The 22,940-nt window shown below is 73.8% G+C and carries 24 protein-coding genes; 8 read left to right on the top strand and 16 right to left on the bottom strand.

The features are described 5' to 3' along the window. Nucleotides 1–69: 69 nt before the first annotated feature. The 3 genes from E4623_RS14420 to E4623_RS14410 are packed head-to-tail and all read right to left on the bottom strand — an operon-like array spanning nucleotide 70 to nucleotide 2,413. On the bottom strand, nucleotides 70–330 hold the full coding sequence (locus tag E4623_RS14420; protein ID WP_134767255.1) for a DUF6752 domain-containing protein: 261 nt from the start codon (nucleotides 328–330) through the stop codon (nucleotides 70–72). Next, nucleotides 330–1,967 carry a class I SAM-dependent methyltransferase gene (locus tag E4623_RS14415; protein ID WP_134767254.1) on the bottom strand — a complete coding sequence of 546 codons (1,638 nt, stop codon included), beginning with the start codon at nucleotides 1,965–1,967 and terminating at the stop codon, nucleotides 330–332. Before E4623_RS14415 ends, E4623_RS14420 begins: the two co-directional genes overlap by 1 nt. Beyond that, nucleotides 1,964–2,413: an adenylyltransferase/cytidyltransferase family protein gene (locus E4623_RS14410; RefSeq protein ID WP_245155081.1), complete on the bottom strand. Its 450-nt coding sequence runs from the start codon at nucleotides 2,411–2,413 to the stop codon at nucleotides 1,964–1,966. The genes E4623_RS14415 and E4623_RS14410 overlap by 4 nt, the downstream gene beginning before the upstream one ends. 109 nt (nucleotides 2,414–2,522) lie before the next feature. Here E4623_RS14410 and E4623_RS14405 point away from each other — a divergent pair, with 109 nt between their 5' ends. The 4 genes from E4623_RS14405 to E4623_RS14390 are packed head-to-tail and all read left to right on the top strand — an operon-like array spanning nucleotide 2,523 to nucleotide 7,774. Beyond that, nucleotides 2,523–3,665 carry an ATP-dependent DNA ligase gene (locus E4623_RS14405; protein ID WP_209020700.1) on the top strand — a complete coding sequence of 381 codons (1,143 nt, stop codon included), beginning with the start codon at nucleotides 2,523–2,525 and terminating at the stop codon, nucleotides 3,663–3,665. 2 nt (nucleotides 3,666–3,667) lie between these two features. Next, the gene (locus E4623_RS14400) at nucleotides 3,668–4,207 is read left to right on the top strand and encodes a hypothetical protein (RefSeq protein WP_134767252.1); all 540 of its coding nucleotides are present in this window, start codon (nucleotides 3,668–3,670) and stop codon (nucleotides 4,205–4,207) included. Nucleotides 4,208–4,232: 25 nt separating this feature from the next. Continuing rightward, nucleotides 4,233–5,063: a hypothetical protein gene (locus tag E4623_RS14395; protein ID WP_134767251.1), complete on the top strand. Its 831-nt coding sequence runs from the start codon at nucleotides 4,233–4,235 to the stop codon at nucleotides 5,061–5,063. Next, nucleotides 5,060–7,774, top strand: coding sequence for a stealth conserved region 3 domain-containing protein (locus E4623_RS14390; RefSeq protein ID WP_134767250.1), 2,715 nt, complete (start codon nucleotides 5,060–5,062; stop codon nucleotides 7,772–7,774). The genes E4623_RS14395 and E4623_RS14390 overlap by 4 nt, the downstream gene beginning before the upstream one ends. Here the strand turns inward: E4623_RS14390 and E4623_RS14385 are convergent. The 4 genes from E4623_RS14385 to E4623_RS14370 all read right to left on the bottom strand — a co-directional run bounded on the left by E4623_RS14385 (nucleotide 7,771) and on the right by E4623_RS14370 (nucleotide 11,675). After that, nucleotides 7,771–8,787: a hypothetical protein gene (locus E4623_RS14385; RefSeq protein WP_134767249.1), complete on the bottom strand. Its 1,017-nt coding sequence runs from the start codon at nucleotides 8,785–8,787 to the stop codon at nucleotides 7,771–7,773. The genes E4623_RS14390 and E4623_RS14385 overlap by 4 nt on opposite strands. Then, nucleotides 8,784–9,266 (bottom strand): hypothetical protein, encoded by a 483-nt coding sequence (locus tag E4623_RS14380; protein WP_134767248.1) that lies wholly within the window; start codon nucleotides 9,264–9,266, stop codon nucleotides 8,784–8,786. The genes E4623_RS14385 and E4623_RS14380 overlap by 4 nt, the downstream gene beginning before the upstream one ends. Before the next feature lies 1 nt (nucleotide 9,267). After that, nucleotides 9,268–10,506, bottom strand: a complete 1,239-nt coding sequence (locus E4623_RS14375) for an acyl-CoA desaturase (protein WP_134767247.1) — start codon at nucleotides 10,504–10,506, stop codon at nucleotides 9,268–9,270. Between the two features lie 74 nt (nucleotides 10,507–10,580). Next, nucleotides 10,581–11,675: a ferredoxin reductase gene (locus E4623_RS14370; protein WP_134767246.1), complete on the bottom strand. Its 1,095-nt coding sequence runs from the start codon at nucleotides 11,673–11,675 to the stop codon at nucleotides 10,581–10,583. 169 nt (nucleotides 11,676–11,844) lie between these two features. Here E4623_RS14370 and E4623_RS14365 point away from each other — a divergent pair, with 169 nt between their 5' ends. Continuing rightward, a complete protein-coding gene (locus tag E4623_RS14365) occupies nucleotides 11,845–13,119 on the top strand; it encodes an HNH endonuclease signature motif containing protein (protein WP_134767245.1) in 1,275 nt (424 codons plus the stop codon). A 33-nt stretch (nucleotides 13,120–13,152) separates the two neighbouring features. On the opposite strand, the gene E4623_RS14360 is transcribed toward E4623_RS14365, so the two are convergent. Continuing rightward, on the bottom strand, nucleotides 13,153–14,235 hold the full coding sequence (locus E4623_RS14360; RefSeq protein ID WP_134767244.1) for a DNA polymerase domain-containing protein: 1,083 nt from the start codon (nucleotides 14,233–14,235) through the stop codon (nucleotides 13,153–13,155). A gap of 53 nt (nucleotides 14,236–14,288) precedes the next feature. On the opposite strand from E4623_RS14360, the gene msrB reads away from it, so the two are divergent. After that, nucleotides 14,289–14,693 carry a peptide-methionine (R)-S-oxide reductase MsrB gene (gene msrB, locus E4623_RS14355; protein ID WP_134767243.1) on the top strand — a complete coding sequence of 135 codons (405 nt, stop codon included), beginning with the start codon at nucleotides 14,289–14,291 and terminating at the stop codon, nucleotides 14,691–14,693. Nucleotides 14,694–14,722: 29 nt separating this feature from the next. On the opposite strand, the gene E4623_RS14350 is transcribed toward msrB, so the two are convergent. The 7 genes from E4623_RS14350 to E4623_RS14320 form a co-directional block, all read right to left on the bottom strand. Further along, the gene (locus tag E4623_RS14350) at nucleotides 14,723–15,460 is read right to left on the bottom strand and encodes a hypothetical protein (RefSeq protein ID WP_134767242.1); all 738 of its coding nucleotides are present in this window, start codon (nucleotides 15,458–15,460) and stop codon (nucleotides 14,723–14,725) included. A gap of 182 nt (nucleotides 15,461–15,642) precedes the next feature. Next, on the bottom strand, nucleotides 15,643–16,287 hold the full coding sequence (locus E4623_RS14345; RefSeq protein ID WP_134767241.1) for a hypothetical protein: 645 nt from the start codon (nucleotides 16,285–16,287) through the stop codon (nucleotides 15,643–15,645). 41 nt (nucleotides 16,288–16,328) lie between these two features. Further along, on the bottom strand, nucleotides 16,329–17,048 hold the full coding sequence (hemQ, locus tag E4623_RS14340; protein ID WP_134767240.1) for a hydrogen peroxide-dependent heme synthase: 720 nt from the start codon (nucleotides 17,046–17,048) through the stop codon (nucleotides 16,329–16,331). A 17-nt stretch (nucleotides 17,049–17,065) separates the two neighbouring features. After that, nucleotides 17,066–18,370, bottom strand: coding sequence for an FAD-dependent oxidoreductase (locus E4623_RS14335; RefSeq protein WP_134767239.1), 1,305 nt, complete (start codon nucleotides 18,368–18,370; stop codon nucleotides 17,066–17,068). Between the two features lie 12 nt (nucleotides 18,371–18,382). Continuing rightward, nucleotides 18,383–18,886, bottom strand: a complete 504-nt coding sequence (locus E4623_RS14330) for a flavin reductase family protein (protein WP_134767238.1) — start codon at nucleotides 18,884–18,886, stop codon at nucleotides 18,383–18,385. After that, on the bottom strand, nucleotides 18,883–19,425 hold the full coding sequence (locus E4623_RS14325; protein WP_209020699.1) for an NAD(P)H-dependent oxidoreductase: 543 nt from the start codon (nucleotides 19,423–19,425) through the stop codon (nucleotides 18,883–18,885). Before E4623_RS14325 ends, E4623_RS14330 begins: the two co-directional genes overlap by 4 nt. Continuing rightward, a complete protein-coding gene (locus E4623_RS14320; protein ID WP_134767237.1) occupies nucleotides 19,422–20,576 on the bottom strand; it encodes an LLM class flavin-dependent oxidoreductase in 1,155 nt (384 codons plus the stop codon). Before E4623_RS14320 ends, E4623_RS14325 begins: the two co-directional genes overlap by 4 nt. 175 nt (nucleotides 20,577–20,751) lie before the next feature. On the opposite strand from E4623_RS14320, the gene E4623_RS14315 reads away from it, so the two are divergent. Then, nucleotides 20,752–21,666, top strand: coding sequence for a LysR family transcriptional regulator (locus tag E4623_RS14315; protein ID WP_134767236.1), 915 nt, complete (start codon nucleotides 20,752–20,754; stop codon nucleotides 21,664–21,666). Nucleotides 21,667–21,703: 37 nt separating this feature from the next. Here E4623_RS14315 and E4623_RS14310 read toward each other — a convergent pair whose 3' ends face one another. Then, entirely contained in the window at nucleotides 21,704–22,567 is an 864-nt protein-coding gene (locus E4623_RS14310) for a zinc-binding dehydrogenase (protein ID WP_209020698.1), read from the bottom strand. Here E4623_RS14310 and E4623_RS14305 point away from each other — a divergent pair. Next, nucleotides 22,524–22,940 (top strand): OST-HTH/LOTUS domain-containing protein, encoded by a 417-nt coding sequence (locus tag E4623_RS14305; RefSeq protein ID WP_134767234.1) that lies wholly within the window; start codon nucleotides 22,524–22,526, stop codon nucleotides 22,938–22,940. The genes E4623_RS14310 and E4623_RS14305 overlap by 44 nt on opposite strands.

The raw sequence follows: 22,940 nt of genomic DNA, 5'->3' as shown, positions 1-22,940 counted from the left end.
GCCCCGACGAACCGACCGCCGTGTACGTGGTTCTACGACGCTCCGGCGCGGCGGGGACCGGGAGCCGGGTCAGAGTCGCTGGCGGTACTCCGCGAGCGCCTCGCGCACCCGGTCGTCGTCGCGGTCGGCGACGGGGAGCAGCAGCTCGGCGACGACGTCGGTGAGCTCGGCGATGCGGCGGTTCAGCTGCCGGTTCTCCTGCACCTCCGCCTCGAGCGCGGTGATCCGGGCACGCAGGCCGACGTGGTGGCGCCGGACCCGGCGGTAGCGGTCGCGGGCGAGGTCCGCGCGGGCCCGGAGGGAGCCGGCGGCGTCCAGGGGTCTGGTCATCAGGGTGTCCTCTCGGGGAGCGGGTCGGCGGGCCGGTCTGGGGGCGGGGTACGGCGGGGCCACGCGACCCGCATCCGCACGACCGCGGGGTCGGGCTGGTCCCAGACGTCGGTGCCGGGACCGCGCTCCTCGAGCTCGACGACGCCGCCGGTGGCCTCGATCTCGCGTCGCACCAGGTCGGCGTCGAGGCGCCGGACCAGGACGCCGGGCGCCGGGTCGGGCAGCCGTCGTCCCGGCTCCGTGGCGCTGAACTCGACGAAGAGCCGGCCGCCGCTGCGGGTCCCCATCCGGGCCAGCACCCACAGGTTGGCCCGCGCGGCCGGCCCGAGGCAGCCGAGCAGCTGGCGGGCGTAGAGGTGGTGCGGCTCACGGGCGAGCTCGGCGCCGGTGACGAGCACGGTGCGCAGCTCGTCGAGGATCAGCGGCCGGACGTCGAGCGGCAGGCCGTCGCGTCGCGCCCGGCGGGTCAGCCGGCCGCGCGCCGCGCGCGAGAAGTCGAAGGCGCGCACGGCGTGCCCGCGGGAGGCGAACCACAGGGCGTCGCGGCCGGTGCCGGCGCCGAGGTCGGCGATCCCGGCGCGGCGCGGCACCTGGCCGGCCACCCAGCGGGCGAACGTCGAGCGGCGCCGCGGCACCCGGCGGGCCCCGGCGGCCTGGTGGAACTCGGTCCAGGCGGGCATCTCGGTGCGGAAGCCGCGCAGCCAGCCGTCGAGCCGGCGGACCCCGCCGACCGGGTCGGCGTACTTGAACGACGGGTCGGGGACGCGCCACCCCGGCCCGTAGACGAAGGCCAGCATCTCCTCGGGGCGCGCCGGCGCCGGGAACTCGACGCCGTGCAGCTCGATCGTCGACAGCGGCAGGATCGCGGAGTCCGGCAGCGACCCGCTGCGGTTGCCGAGCTGGTAGAAGACGCCGTCGACACGGAACGCGACGAAGACGTCGACGTGGCACTGCCTCCCGTCGCTGAGGGGCAGCAGCAGCTTGATGTCGCCGCCCGACATCCGCAGCAGGTTCCAGCCACGCTCGCGCATGACCCGCTCGATCCGGTACGACTCCAGCACGACCTCGGCCGGCGAGGCCCGGGTGCTGAGGTAGCAGACGTCGGTGTCGGAGTCGTGGGCGATCATCGCGCCGTCGCGCACCGCGCCGAGCAGGGCGCCGTAGTTGAGGTACGCCGCGACGCCGCACCCGTCGCGGAGGTCGGCGATGGCGCGTCGGGTGCCGGCGAGGATCTCGTCGCGGACGCCGGTGCCGGTCGCCGAGAACGCGCGGCACAGGTGGCCGACCTTGTCGACGGCCAGCGGCAGTCCCTGGGGGTCAACGACGGCGATCCGGCGCTCGTCGGGCGGGTCGCCGAGGCGCACCTCCTCGTCGAGCAGCACCCGTCGTCCGGACGGGTCGGCCACCCGGACGCGGGTCCGCCCCGTGAGGAACGGCCCCAGCACTGCCGGCCACCCGACGAGCACCCCGCCCCGCACCGCCCGGCCGTCGCGGACGGGCGTCGTCGCGAACACGTAGTGCCCGTCGAAGCTGACGACGAGGGCACCCTCGACGGCCTCCCGGACGACGATGCCGGCGTCGTCGGCGTGCGCGCCCGAGGCTGCCCTCGCGGGCGCCGGCGGGCTCGTCGTCGTCACGAGGCCGGCTTCGCGGCGGGCCGTGGCGCGGCGCCGCCGAGGATCAGCGCGCGCAGCTGGGTGCTGGAGGTGTGGGCGGTGTAGGGGATGTAGCGGACCTCCACGCCGAGCGGCGCCATCCGGCGCTCGAGGTCGAGGCCCCGGGGGCTCCCCCGCCAGTCGTCGCCCTTGAAGACCCGGTGGAAGCCGACCTCGCGCCAGGCGTCCTCGCGGTCGAGGGTGGTCTCGGCGTAGGTCGCGTCCACGATCGCGAGGCTGTCGACGATCTCGATCCGCTCACCGAGCGGCACGAAGGGCCGCACGCCCTTCGCCCGCTCGCACACGTCGTCCGAGACGACACCGGCCACCAGGACGTCGCACGCGGCGCGGGCCTGGCGCAGCACGTTGAGGTGACCCACGTGGAAGAGGTCGAAGACGCCCGGCACGTAGCCGATCGTGGGTCCCACGGCCATGACGATGCCTTCCGGTCTTTGTTGGGTTGTTTACTCTACTTTACGAAGCGGCCACCGACAGCAGGTACCTGCCCTCCGGCGGGTCGCACACTAGGCTCGCCCCGTGGACCTCCCCGTGATGCCACCCGTCCAGCCGATGCTCGCCAAGGCGGTCAACGGCGTGCCCGACCCCGCCAGGACCGTCGTGGGCGGCGTGAGCGGGCTCAGCTTCGAGCCGAAGTGGGACGGCTTCCGCTGCCTGGTGTTCAAGGACGGCGACGAGGTCGAGCTCACCAGCCGCAACACCAAGCCGCTGACCCGCTACTTCCCCGAGCTCGTGGTCGCCGCTCGCGAGCAGCTGCCCGACCGGTGCGTGCTCGACGGGGAGGTGTTCGTGGCGCTGTCCCAGGAGGACGGCAGGGACCGCCTCGAGTTCGAGGTGCTCCAGGAGCGGATCCACCCCGCCGCCTCCCGGGTGACGATGCTGTCGGAGAAGACGCCGGCCAGCTTCGTGGCCTTCGACCTGCTCGCCCTGGGCGACACGTCGTACCTCGACCGCCCGTTCGTCGAGCGGCGGGCCGCCCTCGTGGCGGCGCTCGCCGGGCTCGACGACCAGCACGGTCCGTGTCACCTGACCCGCACCACCGACGACCCGGCGGTGGCCGAGGAGTGGTTCCACCAGTTCGAGGGAGCCGGGCTCGACGGCGTGATCGCCAAGCCGCTCGGGGCGCCGTACACGCCCCACGGGCGCACCATGATGAAGATCAAGCACGAGCGCACCGCCGACGTCGTCGTCGCCGGCTACCGCGAGCACAAGACGAGCACGCCCGAGAAGCCGCTGCTCGGCAGCCTCCTGCTCGGGCTGCACACCGAGGACGGGCTGCAGCACGTCGGCGTCAGCGCCAGCTTCACCGCGGCCCGGCGCGCCGAGCTGATCGAGGAGCTCCAGCCGCTGGTCTGCCCCATCCAGGAGCACCCCTGGGGCCGCTGGCAGGAGTTCCTGACGGCCAACCCCGACCGCGTGCCGGGGACCCAGAGCCGGTGGAGCCAGGGCAAGGACCTGTCCTTCGTGCCGCTTCGTCCCGAGCGGGTCCTCGAGGTGAAGTACGACGCCATGGAGGGCCGCCGCTTCCGGCACACGGCACACTTCAAGCGCTGGCGACCCGACCGGGAGCCCGAGTCCTGCGGTTACGAGCAGCTCGAGCAGCCGGTGAGCTACGACCTGGCCAGCGTCCTGTCGGCCGGGGTTCCGTCCGGAGGAGAGTGAAGATGGCCGACTACGACGTGGTCCTGCTGGTGGAGCAGGCCCTGTCCACCCTCGACGCACGACAGGTGCGTTCGCTGCACGAGGGTCTGGAGGACCCCGTGACCTACCACGTGCTGCTGCCGCTCGACGACGCCGCGGCGCGGGTCGAGGCCTCCCTCGGGTCGCTGTCGGGCAGCGAGCTGCTCGCCACCCGCGGGATGCCGATGAGCGACCTCGACGTCGACGCCGTCCGCGACGACTGCCGCGAGCGGTCCACCGCCGACCTCACCGCCACCGTCGCCGCGCTCGAGGGCGCCGGCGCGACGGTCGCGTCGAGCTCCCTCGTCACCGGCTCACCGGTCGACGAGCTGGTCGCCAAGGTCAAGGAGGTCGACGGTCGCGAGACGATCATCCTGACCCGGTCGCACGTCGTGGCCGAGCTGTTCCGCCTCGACTGGGCATCGAAGGCGCGCCGCGACCTCGACATCCCGGTGCTGCACCTCCTCGAGCACGAGAGCTTCGACGAGCAGGCCGCCGGGCCGGACGGCATCGGCGGGGCGTAGGCCGCGGCGCACTAGGGTCGCGGGCGTGAAGTTCCGTCGCCGCTCCGAGGCACCCGAGCCGGCGGCGACGCCGCTCGCCGCGCCCGACGCGCCCGCAGCACCGGGCGACCGGGTGCCGGCGGCGTTCGCCGGCGTCCTCGACGGGCGCCGGCTGTGGGTGGCCGTCGAGGACGGGCCCGACGTCGCCCCCGGCACGTTCGGGCTGCGTGAGGCCGCCACCGGCGACGTCGTCGCGCCGCCGGACGACGACGCCGGCGACCATCCCGGCTACCTCGCCGCGCGCCTCGACCTCACCGCGCTGCCCGACGGCCCCGGCACCTACGACGTGGTCCTGCTGCCGGCCGGCTCCGGCGGGCCCAGGCCCCTCTGGACGCCGCCGTTGCCCGCCCGGCGCACACCGCCCGCGCCCGACGGCCGCAGCCGGTTCGTCCTGGCCCGCGCCGACGACGGCACGCTGCGGGTGCGTCGCGAACCGGTGCCCGCTGCGGCAAGGCTCGACGTCGTGAGGGTCGGCGGGGAGAGCGGGGCGGACGTCGTCCTGCGGCTCTCCGGTCCCGCCGGTCCCGGCGCGGCGCTCCGGCTGGTCACCGACGACGAGGTCGAGCTGGCGACGTGGCCGGTCCGCGACGGCACCGTCGTCCTCGACCCCGACGCGAGCGAGGCGCTGCGCGGCGTCGCGCCCCAGGTCGCGCGGCTGCTGCTCGACGACCTGCCGGTGCGACGCCGCGACCACGACCTGGCCGACCCGGCCCGCGCCGTCCCGCTCCCCGAGGTGGGCAGGCTGCGGTTGCGCTGGTCGCCGCCCGGGCTGCTGCAGGCGCGGGTCCTCGACGAGCAGCAGGAGGGCGGCGCATGAGGATCGGCTACCTCGTCTTCAACGTCGACGGCATGGGGGGCACCAGCCGCTCGGCGATCACCCAGGCCAACGCGCTGGCGGCCGACCACGACGTCCGGATCCTCAGCGTGACCCGCACCGAGGAGCAGTCGCACTACGCGATCGACCGACGGGTCGCCGTGGACCGGCTCGTCGACGTCCGCGACCCGGCCCGTCCGGCGTACGACGGCCTGCCCGAGCGGGCCGCGGCGGCGCTGCACGCCCGCGAGTCCGCCCTCGTGCCCGCCCGTTGGGACGCCCAGTTCACCGCGCTGTGCGACGTCGCCCTCGAGGCAGCGCTGCCGGACCTCGACGTCGACGTCCTCGTCACCGTCACCCCCGGTCTCCTCGTCGCCGGCCTCGAGCTGGCTCCTGGCCGGACGGTCGTGGTGCACCAGGAGCACCGCTCGAGCAGCGCCCGCACCGGCGGCCTCGAGCCGCTGCTCGCCCACGCTCCCCGGGCCGACGTCGTCTCGCTGCTCACCCCGGGCCTCGAGGCGTGGCTGCACGACCAGCTCGGCGGACTCGCGCCGACCACGGTCGTCGTCCCGAACCCGCTCCCCCTCGGCTTCACCCCACGTTCGACCCTGGACTCGCGGCTGATCACCACCGCCGGCCGCCTGGTCGGCGAGAAGCAGTTCGGTCGGCTGGTGGAGGCCTTCGCCCTGGTCGCCGACGACCTGCCCGGGTGGCGGTTGCGCTTGTGCGGCGAGGGTCCGCAGCGGGTCGAGCTGCTGCGCCAGGTCCGCAAGTGGAACCTGTGGGACCGCGTCGAGCTGCCCGGCACCGTCACCGACATGGCGGCCGAGTGGGCGAAGGCCTCCGTCGTCGCGCTGTCGTCGAAGGCCGAGGGCTACCCGCTGGTGCTGCAGGAGGCGATGGCGGCCGGGGTGCCGGCGGTGAGCTTCGACTGTCCGTCGGGGCCTCGCGAGATCATCGACCACGACGTCAACGGGCTCCTGGTGGCGCCGCAGTCGGTCAACGGGCTGGCCAGCGCGCTGCGGCGGATCGCCGGCGACGACGACCTGCGCCGGCGGCTCGGCCGCGGCGCCCTCGAGACCGCCCGGCAGTGGGACGCCGCCGCCGTGGCCGAGCGCTGGGTCGGGATCTTCTCCGCTGCCCGCGCCGCCCGCGGCGGCCAGGGGCGGCTGACCGCGCGCGCCCACGCACCCGCACCACCGGCGGTGGTCGACCCCACCGCCGGCCTCGACGTCGGCGGGCTCACCCCCGCGAAGGCCCGCCACGCCGCCCTGGCCTGGGCCGTCGACGCCGCCCGGTCGGCGACCGACGCCTGGCTGGTCGTGCCGGCCCACGAGCGCCCGGCGCCGACGGTCGTCGTGCCGATGACCGCGCGCACCGCCGTCCTGGAGGCGCTGGCCCGGCCGGGGTGGCCGGCGTACCTCTGCCTGCGCGATCCGGCCGCCCACGGCTGGCCGGAGCGCCGCGGCGTTGTCGACGTCCTCGCCGGCGACCTGCGCTCCGGGATGACGTCGTCGGTGTGGCTCGAGCCGTGGCCCGAGGTCGACGGTCGGAGCACCGTGCTGACGACCGGTCCGTCGACGGGGTGCGGCGTCGAGATCCAGTTCTGGGAGTCCGCCCCCGACGGCGGGCTGGTGTCACCGCGCCGCGGCCCCTACGCCGACTGGCTCCCGGACCGGCCCGAGACCGTCGACGCCGAGGTCGACGGGGTCGCCGTCCGCACGCTGCCGCTGATGCTGGCGCCCACCGCCACCGAGGCGACGTTCCCGGTCGACGTCGTCTACACCTGGGTCGACGGCAACGACGCCGCCTGGGACGACGCCCGCCGGGCGCGGCTGGCCGGTCTCACCGGGACCGCGCAGACGCGCGAGGCGAGTGGTCGCGCCCGCTTCGTCGACCGCGGTGAGCTGCGCTACTCGATGCGCAGCCTGCACCTGTTCGCCCCGTGGGTGCGGCGCATCCACCTCGTCACCGCGGGGCAGGTGCCGCCGTGGCTCGACGTCGACCACCCGGCCGTCCACCTCGTCGACCACCGCGACCTGCTGCCCGCGGAGGCGCTGCCGACGTTCAACTCCCACGCGATCGAGTCGGTCCTGCACCGCATCGACGGCCTGGCCGAGCACTTCGTCTACCTCAACGACGACATGCTGTTCGGTCGGCCGGTGCGACCCGAGACGTTCTTCAGCCCGGCGGGCCTCACCTCGGTCTTCCTGTCCACCCTGGCGGTCGGGCTGACCGACGCGCCCGGCGCCGCGCCGTTCGCCAAGGCCGCGTGGAACAACCGTGCCCTGCTGCAGGAGGCGTTCGGTGCCGTCGCCACCCACCACCTGGCCCACGCGCCGTACGCCCACCGGGTCTCGGTGCTCGGCGAGCTCGCGGCGCGCTTCCCGGACGCGCTGGCCGCGACGACCCGGTCGCCGTTCCGGAGCGACACCGACGTGTCGACGCTCAGCTCGCTGGCCCAGCACTACGGGCTGCTCACCGGGACGGCGTACGTCGGCGACCTCGAGGCGCACCCGCTGACCTTCGTCAACCTCAGCAACAGCGGCGTCGACCGGCTGTTGCGCCAGGCCCTCGACCGGCAGCAGGACTTCCTCTGCCTCGGCGACCACCACGACCACGCGCTGGGGGCGGACTCGCTCGACCGCGCGCTCGCGGCGTTCTTCGAGCGCTACTACCCGGTGCGCGCACCGTGGGAGCGCGAGGACCTCTAGCGGAGCCAGCCGCGGCGCTTCGGGGCGGCCTCGAGCTGCTCGACCCGCGCCTCGAGCTCGGCGATCCGCTCGTCCTTCGCCGCGATGCGGTCCTTGAGCTTCTTGCGCGCCGCGGCCACCTGGGAGGTCGCCTCGTCGGAGGCGATGGCGGCCGAGGTGACGTAGAGGTCGGCGTACTCCGTGGCGAGCGCGTCGAGCTCGGCCGTCGCCGCGGCGTCGTCCGGGGTGGCGACGAGGACGTTCGCGGCGGTCCAGGTGCGCTCGGCCAGGTCCCGCAGGGCGGCCGGGACCGTGAGGCCGTCCCACGCGTCGGAGGAGCGGTTCAGCGAGGAGGTGATGAAGTCGTCGACGTCGTGCGGCGGGGCCAGGTCGCCCGGATCGACGTCGACCTGCGCGCAGGCGCGCGACATCGCGGTGCGCCAGTCGCCGATCAGGTCGTAGTACGGGACGAACGCGCGGGGGTTGTCGCGGGTGGCGCGCTCGGTCACGAACACCGAGTTCATCCAGGCGGCGACGTTGGTGGTCTCGCGCTGCAGCCGGGCGTCGTCGGACATGCCGGTGAGGTAGGCGGAGTCGCGGGAGCGGACGACCTGCGTGGGGTGGCGCAGCATCGTGAGGCTCGCGAGCTCAGCACCGGTGGCCGCCACGACCCGCTGCCACAGCGGGTAGACCCAATAGGCGCGGGTCTCCTTGATGACCACGACGTCGCCGTCCGCGCGCTGGGCGAGCTCGTCGGCCAGCCAGGCGCGCAGCGTCTCCTCGCGCTCCGGCGTGAGGTCGGCCATCGCGATGTCGCCGGCCAGGGGGCGGCTGTCGATGGTGCGGACCGGGATGCCGTTGAGCCAGAACTTGTGGAAGTCCGCGACCCACAGCGGCTCGTAGTAGCCGCGCGGGTTGCGCTCGTCGGCCTCGACCTCGGGCTGCGGCACGTGGAACCCGAACCGCTTCAGGGTGCCCGCGACGCTGCTGGTGCCGCTGCGACCCGAACCGGTGACGATCAGGACCTTCTTCACGCTGGCGAGGCTACCGGTCCTCCTCGGCCGAGCAGCGAGTTGGGCTCGAAGACCGGACGGCGGTCGGCCTGCTCCGCCGTCGGACGGACGAACTCGAAGCCGGACGTCGTCACGACGGCCCAGCCGCGGCCGTCGGGGTCGACGTCGTCCTGGCCGAGCAGGGGCCCGGACGCGCCAGCCAGCCAGCCGAGCAGGTGCTCGGCGCAGCCGACGTGCAACGGGGCGGCGTGGAACGCGTTGCGGCCGCGCTCGCGCTCGGTGCCGACGAACGCGACCGGGCGACCCAGCGGCGCGCCGCAGACCCCGCACACCCGGCTGAGGGCGCACTGGGTGACGCGGCGGCCGTCCAGCCGGCGGATCGTCGGCGCCGAGCCGTCGCGCGGCCCGCCCCACTGGTCGGTCCCGCACATGAACGGCACCGGGACGCCGAGCTCGGCGTCGGTCGGGAGGTCGACGAGGTCGCGGGGGGCGGCGTCCACGTCAGGACCCGTCCCGCCCGGCGCGGGTGCGCGACCAGCGCCCGAGCTCGCGCACCCGGGAGGGCCGCTCGGCGTCGCTGCGGCGGCCGCGGGGCAGCTCGGCCCTCGGCGGGGCGTCGCCGCCGACGGCGTACGCCCGGTCCTCCTGGGTCCAGCCGTTCGGCACCGACAGCTTGATGATGGTGCGCAGCGCCTGGCCGTACTGCTGGTGAAGCGGGCCGGTGGTGTACGGGATGCCGTACTTGTCGCACAGCTCGCGCACGCGCACCGAGATCTCGGCGTACCGGTTGCTCGGCAGGTCGGGGAAGAGGTGGTGCTCGATCTGGAAGCCGAGGTTGCCCGACAGGATGTGCAGCAGCGGGCCGCCCCGGAAGTTGGCGGCACCGAGGATCTGGCGCAGGTACCACTCGGCGCGCGTCTCGTCCTCGATCTCGTCCTCGGTGAAGTGCAGCGCGCCGTCGGGGAAGTGTCCGCAGAAGATGATCACGTACGACCACAGGTTGCGGGTCACGTTGGCCGTGGCGTTGGCGGCCAGAGTCTGCTTCCACCGCGGGCCCGAGAGCGCCGGGTAGACGACGTAGTCCTTGAGGATCTGGTTGCGGCCCTTGCGCACGATCTGGCGCAGCTGCCGCTTCATCTCCTTCGGGTCCTTCTCGAGCTTGCGGATCCGCTCGATGTCGAGGTCGTGCAGCGCCACGCCCCACTGGAACAGCGTCGCGAGGAGCGCGTTGTAGACCGGCTGGCCGAGGTTGAACGGCGACCACTTCTGCTCGCGCGCCATCCGGAGGATGCCGTAGCCGATGTCGTTGTCGTGGCCGAGCACGTTGGTGAACTGGTGGTGGATGTAGTTGTGGCTGTGCTTCCACTGCTCGGCGGGCTGCGCGGTGTCCCACTCCCAGGTCGAGGAGTGGATCTCGGGGTCGTTCATCCAGTCCCACTGGCCGTGCATGACGTTGTGGCCGATCTCCATGTTCTCGAGGATCTTGGCCAGCGCGAGCGCCGACGTGCCCGCGACCCACGAGGCCCGGCGGGTCGTCGAGGCGTGCAACCCGAGCAGGAGGCTGATCCGGCCGGCGGCGGCGAGCCCGCGCTGGACCCGGATCATCCGGTTGATGTAGGCGGCGTCGTCGTCGCCGCGGGACTCCTCGACCTCGGCACGGATCGCGTCGAGCTCGCGGCCGAGCTGCTCGACCTCGTCGTCGGTGAGGTGCATGTACTGCTGGACGTCGGCGATGGCCACGGTTCCTCCGGCGGGTTGTCGGTGTCGGCTGGTGGTGGGGTCGGTCTGGGGTCGGTCTGGGGTCGGTCTGGGGATCAGATGTCGAGGACGCAGTCGCCGGCAGGCGCCGTGATGCACGTCTGGACGGCCTCGTTGGGCTGGTTGTACTCGTCGCCGTTGCGCAGGTCGCGGACCGTGCCGGACACGAGCGTGAGGGTGCAGGTGTGGCAGACGCCCATCCGGCAGCCGTAGGGCATCCCGACGCCGGCCTGCTCGCCGGCCTCGAGCACGGTGGTCGCACCGTCGACGTCGATCTCCTTGCCCGAGTTCTGGAACCGGATCGTGCCGCCCTCGCCGCCCTCGCCCCCGAGGTCGAGCGAGAACCGCTCGAGGTGGAGGTGGTCGGCGAGGTCCTGCTCGTCGTAGTGGGCGGTGACGGCGTCGAGCATGGGGGCCGGGCCGCAGGCGTAGGTCTCCCGCTCGCGCCAGTCCGGGCAGACGCTGTCGAGGTCGGCGGGGTCGAGGATCCCGTCGACGTCGGTGTGCTGCGGGACGAACGTCAGCGCGTCGTGGCGCTCGTGGAGCGCGGCGAGCTCGTCACGGAAGATCATCCGGCCCTCGGTCGGCGAGGAGTAGTGCAGGACGACGTCCGGCATCGTCCCGCGGCGGTCCAGGGTGCGGATCATCGAGATGACGGGGGTGATCCCGCTGCCGCCGACGAGGAAGAGCAGCTTCCGCGGCGGCGGGTCGGGGAGCACGAAGTCGCCCTGCGGCATCGCGAGCCGGACGATCGTGCCGGGCTCGAGGCCCCGCACCAGGTGCTCGGAGAGGAACCCCTCCGGCATCGCCCGCACGGTGATCGCGAGGTGGCGGCCGTCGCGTCGCGGGGGCGAGCTGATCGAGTACGAGCGCCAGTGCCACTTGCCCCGGACCTGCAGCCCGATCCCGACGTACTGTCCGGGACGGTGCTGGTAGCGCCACCCCCAGCCCGGGCGGATGACGAGCGTCGCGGCGTCCTCGGTCTCGGGCACGACCTTCTCGACGCGCCCGCGCAGCTCGCGGGAGCTCCACAGCGGGTTGAGGAGGGTGAGGTAGTCGTCGGGCAGCAACGGGGTGGTGAGCTTGTCCGCGGCGCGGCGGACCTTCTCCCAGGAGAGCCGTTGGTCCGGCGGGTCGGTGGTGCTGGTCATCGCACTGAGTGAACACCTGTCTACTGAAATGGTCAATGCCCTCCCCGGGGTGAGGCGCCCCACACCGAGATGACCACGAACCGTCCACAGGGCGTCGCTGACCTCCGCCGTCCACAGGCTTCCCGGCAGCGGTCGCGGCGCCGTCCCGGGCCGCCCTACCGTCGCCGACATGACCGACCCGACCGTCGCCGATCTCGCGTCCTGGGCAGCCGCCCTGGCCGGTCTCGACGCGCCCGGCGAGGGCATGGACAGCTCGCAGGACGCTGTGCGGGTCGACCTGCTCCGCGGGCTCGAGCAGCTCAAGGGCGCCGTCGACGCAGCCCAGCACCGCGTGGCCCACGCCTTCGAGGAGTCACAGCGCGAGGAGCAGCGGCGCGCCGGCGTACCGGCGCAGAAGGTCGGCGAGGGCATCGCGCTCCAGGTCGCCCTCGCGCTGCGCGAGAGCCACCAGCGCGCCGCCCGTCTGCTGGGCACCGCCCGGATGCTGTGCACCGAGATGCCGCAGACCCTGGCGGCGCTGTCCGAGGGCCGGATCGACGAGTGGCGCGCGATGCTGCTCGTCCGTGAGACCGCGTGCCTCAGCGAGGAGCACCGCCGCACGATCGACGAGAAGGTCGCGGGCGGCGACGACGTCGAGCGGCTCGGCACCAAGCACCTGATCTCGGCCGCTCACCACCTCGCTGCCCGTCTCGACTCTGCCGGCGTCGCCGAGCGCCAGCGTCTCGCCGAGCGTGACCGCCGGGTGACCATCCGACCGGCGCCCGACACGATGTCCTACGTCACGGCCCTCGTGCCCGTCGCCGACGGCGTGGCCATGTACGCCGCGCTCAAGCGCCACGCCGACGCCGCGGCCGCCGCCGGCGACGAACGCGGTCGGGGGCAGGTCATGGCCGACACCGCGGTCGAGCTCGTCACCGGCCGCTCGACCGACGTCCCGCCGCCGGTCGACCTGCACCTGATCATGACCGACCGCGCGCTCCTGGCCGGCGACGACGAGCCCGCCCACCTGCCGGGCTACGGGGTGGTTCCCGCCGAGTGGGCGCGCGACCTGGTGGGGCGGGCGGCGTCCGCCGCGACAGCCTGGGTGCGCCGTCTCTACGTGATGCCGGGCGGACGATCGCTGATGGCCATGGACTCGCGTCGCCGCACGGTGCCAGCCGGTCTCGCCGAGTTCATCGCGGCCCGCGACCTCCTGTGCCGCACTCCCTGGTGCGGTGCACCCGTTCGCCACGTCGATCACATCCGGCCCCACCGAGACACCGGCACGACGCAGGCCTACGACCTCCAAGCCCTCTGCGAGCGGTGCAACCACGCCAAGGAAGCGCTCGGCTGGTCGTCCCGACCACGCCCCGGACCGGTCCACGCCACCGAGATCACCACACCGACCGGGCACACCTACCTGTCGTTCGCACCACTCCTGCCCGGGGACGACGAGGCCGCCTGACACTGCGGGCGGGCCTCGTCGACCAGCGGTGGATCACGTGTCGACCCGGTTCCCGTCCTCGTCCCAGTGCTCAGCGACCTTCTTGCTGGGCTGCACCCGGGGCGGCTCGCCGGGCATCTTGGGGTAGTCCGGCGGGTAGTTGAGCTCGACCGCGCCCTGCTCCTCCCACAGGTCGAGCAGGGGTTGCAACGAGTACGCCGCGTCGTCGATCGTCGCCCACGCGTCACCGTCGGTGTGCCGGTCGGGGACGGTGAAGAGGTTCAGCTCGCGCGGGTCCCTCAGGTCGCGCAGCTCGGCCCAGGTGAGCGGAGTCGACACCGGCGCCCCGAGCTGCGGCCGCAGCGAGTACGCCGAGGCGATCGTCCGGTCCCTGTTGTTCTGGTTGTAGTCCACGAAGATGCGCTCGCCGCGCTCCTCCTTCCACCAGTCGACCGTGACCCCGTCGTCGCGGCGGGCCAGCTCCCGGCCGAGACCGATGGCGGCGTGTCGAACGTCGACGAACTCCCACCGCGGCTCGATGCGGACGAAGATGTGCACACCCCGGTTGCCGCTGGTCTTCGGGAACCCGACCAGCCCCAGCTCGCGCAGCAGCTCGTCGGCCACGCCGGCCACGCGGACGGCGTCGGCGAAGGTGGTCCCGGGCTGCGGGTCGAGGTCGATGCGCAGCTCGTCGGGACGGTCGACGTCGTCCCGGCGAACCGGCCACGGGTGGAAGGTCAGGGTGCCCATGTGCGCACACCACACCGGCACCGCGATCTCGGTCGGGCAGACCTCGTCGGCGGTCCGACCGCTCGGGAAGGTGATCCGGACCGTCTCCAGGTAGTCGGGAGCACCCTTCGGCACCCGTTTCTGGTAGAAGGCGTCGGCGTCCTTGTCCTGCGGACCGGTGGCCAGCTTCATGCCCTCGCGAAACCCCGAGGTCCACCGCTCCAGCGCCGTCGGGCGATCCCGCAGGGCACGCATCAAGCCGTCCTCGACGCCGGCGAAGTACTGCGCCACCATCAGCTTGGTGACCTCCGGCGTGCGGTCGGTGGCCTCGTAGATCACACGGTCCGGGCTCGAGACGCGCACGGCACGGCCGCCCGCCTCCACCTCCGCGGCTGGGGTCTTCGCCATGACGCGAACCCTAGACCGCCGAGGCTCCTACCCCGGGCCCGTACGCTGGAGACATGGCCTACGACGTGCAGAAGACCGACGAGGAGTGGCGGGCGGAGCTCTCGAAGGAGGAGTACCAGGTGCTGCGCAAGGCGGGCACCGAGCGCGCCTTCACCGGCGAGTACACCGACACCGAGACGACCGGCATCTACCGGTGCAAGGCCTGCCAGGCCAAGCTCTTCGAGTCCGACACCAAGTTCCACTCGGGGTGCGGGTGGCCGAGCTTCTACCAGCCGATCAGCGACACGATCGAGTACATCGAGGACGTCTCCCACGGCATGAAGCGCGTCGAGGTCCGCTGCGCAGGCTGCGGCTCCCACCTCGGGCACGTCTTCCCCGACGGCTACGGGACTCCGACCGGCGATCGCTACTGCATCAACTCGATCAGCCTGACGCTGGAGCCCGTCGAGCCCTCTTAGCCGAGCGCCGGCGCGGCAGGCCGGCCAGGTCAGACGTCGACCAGAGCTCCGGTGACCCGGACGAGGCCGGCACCGTACTCCTGGTCGACCCACGCCTGGATGGACCCGTCGTCGTACACGACCCCGAGATCGACGACGTCGTCGCCGCTGCCGCTGCTCGTCATCCCGGGCAGCTCTCCCACCTGCCGCTGCACCCGGGCCAGGTCGGCCTGCGTGTGGCTCGCCTCGCCGAGGCACAGCCCGCCGCCCCAGACCTCGCGGATCGCCGCCTCGGCCGCTTGCGGGTCCGACGTCACCGACACGTTGACGATCGTCGGGACCGGGCCTCGAATCGGCGGACCCTGAACCATCTCCTCCGGGGTGCGTGGGTCGAGGGACAGGTCGACGAACGAGCTGGCGTAGTCCTCGAGTCGCCGTGCCACCCGGAACGCGTTGTCGACGTCGCGCTCCGTCGCCAGGGAGGGGTCGACCACCCATCCGCCGTCGGGCTCCGGACAGGGCGTCGCGAAGGGGTCGCGCTCCTCGACGGGGTCGGGGACGTCGACCTCGTCGGCCGGCACGACCTCGACCGGCGTCACGTCGGTGCCATCGAAGGTGCCTACGACCACGAAGTCGCCCCACCGGGTCCCCGACACGTCCTCGAAGTCGCCCGCGTGGTCTGCCCAGTCCCAGCCGACCAGCCCCGGCCCGCCGCATTGGGGAGGCAACGACTGGGCGACGCCACCGAGGCAGAGCTCGGCGCCGTTGCCGTCGTCGAGCACGGTCACCGGCCACGTCGTCGTCACCTGCCCCGGAGCCGCCGGCACCGTCATAGGGCGGGTGACCTGCGCCGCGAGTCCGTCCGCCGTTCCGCCAGCCCCGTCGGTCGGCTCCCCCGCCGACTCCGTGCCGCACGCCGCCCACGACAGGAGTGCCGGACCGAGCACGGCCGCGGCGACGACTCGCCTGCTCACGCGTCCACCAACGCGCCGGTCACGACCACCACGCCGACGCCGTGGGCCTCGTCGACGTACCGCTGCAGGGTTCCGTCGTCGTAGACGACGTCGACGAGCACGTGACCCTCACCGTCGGCGTAGGCACCCTGGGCGCCCGGGAGCCAGGAACCCAGGTCGGTGGCGAGCGCCTCCGCCTCGGGCTGGCTGTAGTCCCGCGAGGGCTCGGGGAGCGGAGCCTGCTCCGGGGGCGCCGGGTCGTACAGCGCGCCCGGCACGGCCTCGGTGACGGTGAACGCGGTCCCGTCCCAGGTGCCGGTGACGGCGTAGGTGCCCCAGCGGACGTCGCCCTGCTCGTCGAACGTGCCGCGCTGCTTGGACCAGTCCCAGTTCGAGATCGTCGGCCCGCCGCACTGCGGCGGGTACGACTCCGCGACCGGCCCCAGGCAGAGCTCGGCCCCGGCGCCGGTGTCCATGACGGTCGCCAGCGACCGCGAGCGCACCGGACCGGCGGCCGCCGGCGTCGCGGCCGGCCGCGGTGCCGTCGCCCCGCCGCCGGCAGCCCCGCCGCCGGCTCGGTCAGCAGCCGTGGTCGGCCCGCCGTCGTCGCCGCAGGCGGTGAGCGCCAGCACCAGGGCAGCAAGCGCGAGGATCGTCTTCATGCTGGTACGACGTGCGCCGCGGACGCCGGGTTCCCTACCTGTCAGGGGAGCCGGTCGAGCAGGTCCGGGACCGTGGTGAGCGACCCCGTGTAGAACGGGGTCTCCTCGCGGACGTGCCGGCGCGCGCGACTGGCCCGCAGGTCGCGCATCAGGTCGACGATCCGGAAGAGGTCGTCGGCCTCGAAGGCCAGCATCCACTCGTAGTCGCCCAGGCCGAACGAGGAGACCGTGTTGGCGCGCACGTCGGGGTAGGGCCGGGCCTGCATCCCGTGCTCCTTGAGCATGTCGCGGCGCTCCTCCTCGGGCAGGAGGTACCACTCGTAGGAACGCACGAACGGGTAGACGCACACGTGCGCGCGCACCCGCTCGTCGTCGAGGAACGCCGGCACGTGGCTCTTGTTGAACTCGGCGGGGCGGTGCAGGGCCATCTGCGACCAAACCGGCGCGAGCCGACGTCCGAACGCCGTGCGGCGCAGCCGGTGGTAGGCCGCCTGCAGGTCCTCGGAGCGGTTGGCGTGGGTCCACACCATCACGTCGGCGTCGGCGCGCAGGCCGCTGACGTCGTACACGCCGCGGACGACGACGTCCTGCTCGCCGAGCTCGGCGAAGAGCTTCTCGACCTCGGCCGCCTCGGCGGCCCGGTCCGCGCCGTCGTCACCGTCGCCGAGCACGTCGGCGAGCCGGAAGACCGACCACATCGTGTAGCGGATCGAGTCGTTGATCTCGCGCAGGCGGGCGGCGTTGGTCTGGCTGTCGCTCATGGCTCCATTGTGCCGCGTCAGCCCTGGGCGTCGGCGGCCAGGACGTCCCGCGCCGCACGGTGGCCCGACGCGATGCACCCCGCGATGCCCACGCCGTCGTAGGCGGCGCCGCACACGGCCAGCCCCGGCACGCCGGCGACGTCGGCGCGGACCCGCTCCACCCGGGCCAGGTGCCCGACGTCGTACTGCGGCAGCCCGCCGCCCCACCGCTGCACGTGGGTGGCCAGCGGGGGCGACGCCAGGCCCGTCCCGTCGCGCAGGTCGGCGAGCGAGGAGGCGACGAGATCGTCGTCGCTGCGCTGGAGGGTGCGCTCCTCCCCCACCCGACCGATCGACGTCCGCAGGAGGGTGACGTCGGCGTCGAGCCCCCACTTGGTGCTGGAGAACGTCGAGGCCTTGATCCGGCGACCGTCGACCGGCGGCACGAGGAACCCCGACGCCTCCCGCACGACGTCCGGGACGGCGGCGGGGTCGAACGCGAGGGTGACCACGACGACCGAGGCGTACTCGAACGCCGCGAGCTCGGCGGCGGCGGCCGGGGCGAGGTCGCCGAGCAGCCGCGCGGCGGGAGCCGCGGGGACGGCGACCACGACGCCGTCCGCCTGCTCGCCGGCCACCGTGAACCCGCCGGACGACCGCACCAGCGCGCGGACCGTGACACCGGTGCGGACGTCGAGCCCCGCCGCGAGCCGGTCGACGAGGCCGGACATCCCGCCCCGCAGGCCGGCGAAGACGGGGGTGCCCGGGTCCGGCGGGATCGCGAGCGGCCCCTGCCGCAGGTCCAGCAGGGCGGGCGCCGCCGCCGCGGCCGAGATCCGCCGCGCGTGCCCGGCGTAGACCCCGCCGAGCAGCGGCTCGACCAGCCGGTCGACGACCTCGTCGCCGTACCGCCCGCCGACGAGGTCGCCCACGGACACGTCCCCGGACTGGACGCCGGTCAGCTCGCCCACCCCCTGGCGCGCGCGGGCGAGACCGCTGGCCGAGAGGATGCCGGCAGCGGCCAGGTCGTCGAGGTCGAGGGGGGCTCCGAGGAGCGTGCGGGGCAGCCGGCGCAGGGCGCCGCGGGTCCAGATCCGCGACGAGGCGACGCTCGGGTGGACGATGTCGAGGTCGAGCGCGCCGGCGAGGGTGACGCCCTCGGGGCGCCGGTTGACCATCGCCTCGGCGCCGACGTCGACGGGGACGCCGGCGACGCTCTCGCGGCGGATCTTGCCGCCCGCACGGTCGCTCGCCTCGAGGACGACGACGTCGTGACCGTCGGCGACCAGGTCGTGCGCGGCGGTCAGCCCCGCGATCCCGGCTCCGACGACGACGATCCGCACGTACCGATGGTCTCAGATGGCGAGGCTGCCGAACGCGCTGCGGTGGAAGACCAGGGGCTGGGAGGTGTCGGCCGCCTCCACGGCGTGCAGGAGCAGCAGCACGATGGTGTGGTCACCGGCCTCCACCTCGCGGTAGATCGAGCAGTAGAACCTGGCCAGGCCCTCGTCGAGGGTGATCGCGCCGAGCGGGGTGGTCGTCGTCGGGATCCCGGTGAACCGCCGGTCGACCGGGCCGGCGAGCTGGCGGCAGACGGCGCCGTGCGCCTCGGCCAGGATGGTGACGCCGAGCCGCTCGGAGCGGCGCAGGTCGGGCCAGGTCCTCGAGGTGTTGGCGATCGAGAACTGCACCAGCGGCGGGTCCAGGCTCACCGACGTGAACGACGACGCCGCCAGCCCCACGGGCGCCCCGTCGACCTGCGCCGCGACCGCCACGACGCCGCTGGGGAAGACACCGAACGCCGCTCGCAGCGCATCGGGATCGATGTCCTGGTTGGTCGGCATCTGCAGAGCGCTCATGGTGTGGTGGCTCCTGTACGGGCGGAGAGCAGGGTGGAGACGATCGGTCGTGCGACCGCCAGCCAGTCCGCGTAGGCGGCCGGGTCGTCGTGGGCGGAGTCGAGCACGTAGTGCCCACGTACCGGCACCGTAGCGCCGATCTCGGTGAGCACGGGACGCAGTGTCAGCTCCGGCGCGAGCGCGTGGACCGGCCCTCCCCCGAGCATCAGCGGGATCGCGATGCCCCGCAGCCCGGTGCCGTACGAGGGCGCGAACCGGTCGAGGAAGAGCTTGAGCAACCCGGTGTACGTCGCCTTGTACGTCGGGCACGCGACGACGACCAGGTCGGCGGACGCCACCTCCGCGGCGAGCGCGGTGACGGCCTCGTCGGAGAAGTCGAGCAGACCCGGCCCGACGCTCGCCAGGTCGACGACGAGGTCGGGCTCCGCCCCGCCGAGCTCACGGGCGACGTAGGTCGCGGCCGCCAACGTGCGCGAGGCCGGCTTGGGGTTGCCGACGACGACGGCGGTGCGGATCCGGGCGGACGGGGAGAGGGTCACGAGGCGGCCTTCCTGGCCGCCCCGGACGGGGCGGCGGGGTGGTGGGCGGTGGTCACGAGGGGCTCCCAGCGGCCGCGGGCGGCGAGCTCGGGCAGGACGCCCTCGCCGAAGTGGTAGGCCTCCTCCAGGTGCGGGTAGCCGGACAGGACGAACTCGGTGATCCCGACGGCCGCGTACTGCTCGACCAGGTCCGCGACCTCGGCGTGGCTGCCGACCATCGCGGTCCCGGCACCGCCGCGCACCAGCCCGACACCGGCCCACAGGTTCGGGTGGATCTCCAGGCCGTCCTTGCTGCCGCCGTTGAGGGCCAGCATCCGCCGCTGCCCCTCCGACTCACTGCGCCGCAGACCGGACTGGACCCGCTCGATCTCCTCCGCCGAGATCGCCGCCAGCAACCGGTCCGCCTCGCCCCACGCCTCCGCGGAGGTGTCGCGCGCGATCGTGTGCAACCGGATCCCGAACCGGACCTCACGACCCTCGCCCGCCGCGAGCCCCCGGATCCACTCGACCTTCTCCGCCACCGCGGCCGGCGGCTCGCCCCAGGTGAGGTAGACGTCGGCATGCCGCGCAGCCACCAACCCGGCCGCCGGCGAGGACCCCCCGAAGTAGATCTCCGGCACCGGGTCCGGCACCTGCGCGAGGACCGCGTCCTCGACCCGGTAGTGCTCACCCTCGAAGTCGACCCTCTCCCCGGCCCACAACCGGGTCACGACCTCCAGGAACTCCCCGCACCGCGCGTAACGAGCGTCCTTGTCGAGGAAGTCACCGAACATCCGCTGCTCGTGACTCTCCCCACCGGTCACCACGTTCAACAACAACCGACCGCCCGTCAGGTTCTGGAACGTGCCCGCCATCTGCGCCGACAGGAACGGCGCCGTCAACCCCGGACGGAACGCCACCAGGAACTTCAACCGCTCCGAGACCTGGCTCAACATCGCCGTGGTCAACCAGGCGTCCTCGCACCACGCACCGGTCGGCGTCAACGCCGCCTCGAACCCCAGCTGCTCAGCACTGCGGGCCACCTGCCCCAGGTACGCCACGCTCGCGGGACGACCCGCCGCCCCCACCTCCACGCCGTGGCCACCACCGACCACCTGACGACCATCACCGCCGTTGGTGGGGAGGAACCAGTGGAACTTCAAGGTGCTCATGCCCGCTCCTTCGCGACCGTTTATGTACAGTGACTTTATCGGTTTAGGTGAACCGTGCAAGGCAGCCGCACCCACCGCACCGACGGAGATCGCGACAGGGTGGCAGGCGGCGCCTACCACCCGAGCCCGCCAGCCCACCCAGCCAACCCGCCCGTAGACCCAGCCAGGAGCGCCCGTGCGCATCGAGCAGCTCCAGTACCTCGCCGCCGTGACCCAGCACGGCTCGTTGCGCCGCGCGAGCGAGCGGCTGCACCTATCGCAGCCGGCCCTGAGCGAGGCGATCAGCAAGCTCGAGCGCGAGCTCGGGGTGACACTGCTCGACCGACGCCGCTCCGGCGCCCGGATCAGCCGCGACGGCCGCGAGCTGCTGCAGCACATGGTCGAGGTGCTCGAGGCCGTCGACCGCCTCAAGGTCGCCGCCGGCGACCGCAGCGCGCGCTCGCGGCAGGTGCGGCTGGGCACCGTGAACGCCGCCACGACGACCATGCTCGTCCCCGCGATCGCCCGGCTGCAGGCCGACCACCCCGAGACCAACCTCGAGCTGCTCACCCTCCAGCAGCCCGAGATCGACCAGGGCCTGCTGGAGGGCTCGCTCGACCTCGGCCTGGTCAACGTCCTCGGCGGCGACGACCCGCCGGTCGACCTGGTCGGCACCGACCTCGTGCACGGTCGCCCCGTCGTCGTCCTGCCCGCGGCGCACCCGCTCGCCGCCCGCTCCCACATCACCGTCGACGAGCTGCGCGAGGAGCGGTTCGTGGCGATGCGCGCGGGCTACCTGATGCACCGCTTCGCCCACCGCATCTTCGGGCCCTCGATGCCGGCCGGGTGGCACAGCACCGACGGCGCCGAGATGGGCAAGACACTGGTCGCCGAGGGCCTCGGCGTCACCCTGCTGCCCGACTACAGCGTCGTCGGGGACGCGATGGAGCGCGCGGGCCTGATCACCACCCGGCCGATCGCCGGCGACCAGACCGTCGTCACCCTCGTCCTGCGCCAGCGCAGCGCGGTCACGGTCTCGCCCCAGGTGCGGGCGCTGCGCGCCGCACTGGTCGAGGCGGCGCGGGAGTACGCCGGGTCGCAGGCGTCCTGAGCCCGGGGCCGGGCCGGCCCGCTGGCCGGCGCCGGCGTCAGAGCCGCGGGTCGACGAGCACCTTGGCGTGCCGGGTGCGCCCGGAGTCGAGCTCGTCCATCAGCGCGGCCAGGTCGGCGAGGCCGACGGTGCCGGTGTGCAGCCCCTCGACCCGCACCGACCCGTCGGCGATCGAGCGCATCGCGCCCAGGAAGTCCTCGTGGCGGTAGGCCAGCGACCCGATGACGGTCAGCTCGCGCACCTGCCAGTCGCCGTAGCTGACCCGGGAGTCGGTCATCGGGAAGCCGAGCAGCGACAGGACGCCGCCGCGGCGGACCAGCTCGGCCGACGGCTGCAGGAGCGCCGCCGCCCCGGTGCACTCGTACAGCACGTCGGCGCCGAGCCCGCCCGTGATCGCGAGGAGGTGCTCGCGGACGGCGTCGCCCGGCTCGAAGACCTCGGTGAAGCCGAGGTCGGTCGCCGCGTGGCGGCGCTCGGCGTTCGGCTCGATGACCACCAGCCGACCCGCCCCGGCGTGCCGCGCGTGCTGGGCGGCGAGCAGGCCGATCGGACCGGCGCCCTGCACGACGACGACCGCGCCGAGCGGCTGCCGGGTGCGCCGGACCGCGTGGAAGGTCACCGCGGTCGGCTCGACGAGCGCGGCCTGGACGTCGCTGAGCCCGTCGAGGACCGGCATGACACGCCGCGCAGCGACCACGAGCCCGGTCGCGAACCCGCCGTGGACGCCGGCGCCGGGCGAGACGCCGTTCGCCTCGGCGAAGGCGGTGTCGCAGTGCGCGGCGTGCCCCGCGACGCACATCGCGCAGGTGCCGCACGGCGGCCCCACGCAGGCGACGACACGGGTGCCGGGCGCGACGGTGTCGACGTCGTCGGCGCTGATCGCGGCGTGCGACAGGTTCATCTTCCTCGAGGTGCTGACCGCCGGCGGCTCCGCCGCGGCGCCCGACGAGCCGGCCGACCCCGACGAGTCCGTCGCGCCGCTGCCCGACCTCGAGACCATCCTCCGCGCCGCCGTCGAGGCCACCGCGCAGGAGGACGACTGGGCGCACCTCGGCTCGATCGGCAACCACCTGGCCAAGCGGCACGCGTCGTTCGACCCGCGCAACTACGGCTTCCCCAAGCTCATCTCGCTGGTCCGCGCGCAGACCTACCTCGACGTCGAGCAGGCCGGGGGCAACGTCACCCGGGTCCGCCTGAGGCCGGCCGCGCCGGGGCAGTCGGCCCAGCCGGCCCAGCCGGCCGCCAAGCGGGCCTCGGGGCGACGCCGCTCCTGA

It is taken from the genome of Nocardioides sp. 1609, assembly GCF_004522105.1.
Lineage (GTDB): Bacteria > Actinomycetota > Actinomycetes > Propionibacteriales > Nocardioidaceae > Nocardioides.
Note: the sequence above shows the minus strand (reverse complement) of the source record. Positions and strands in the feature narration are given on the sequence as shown.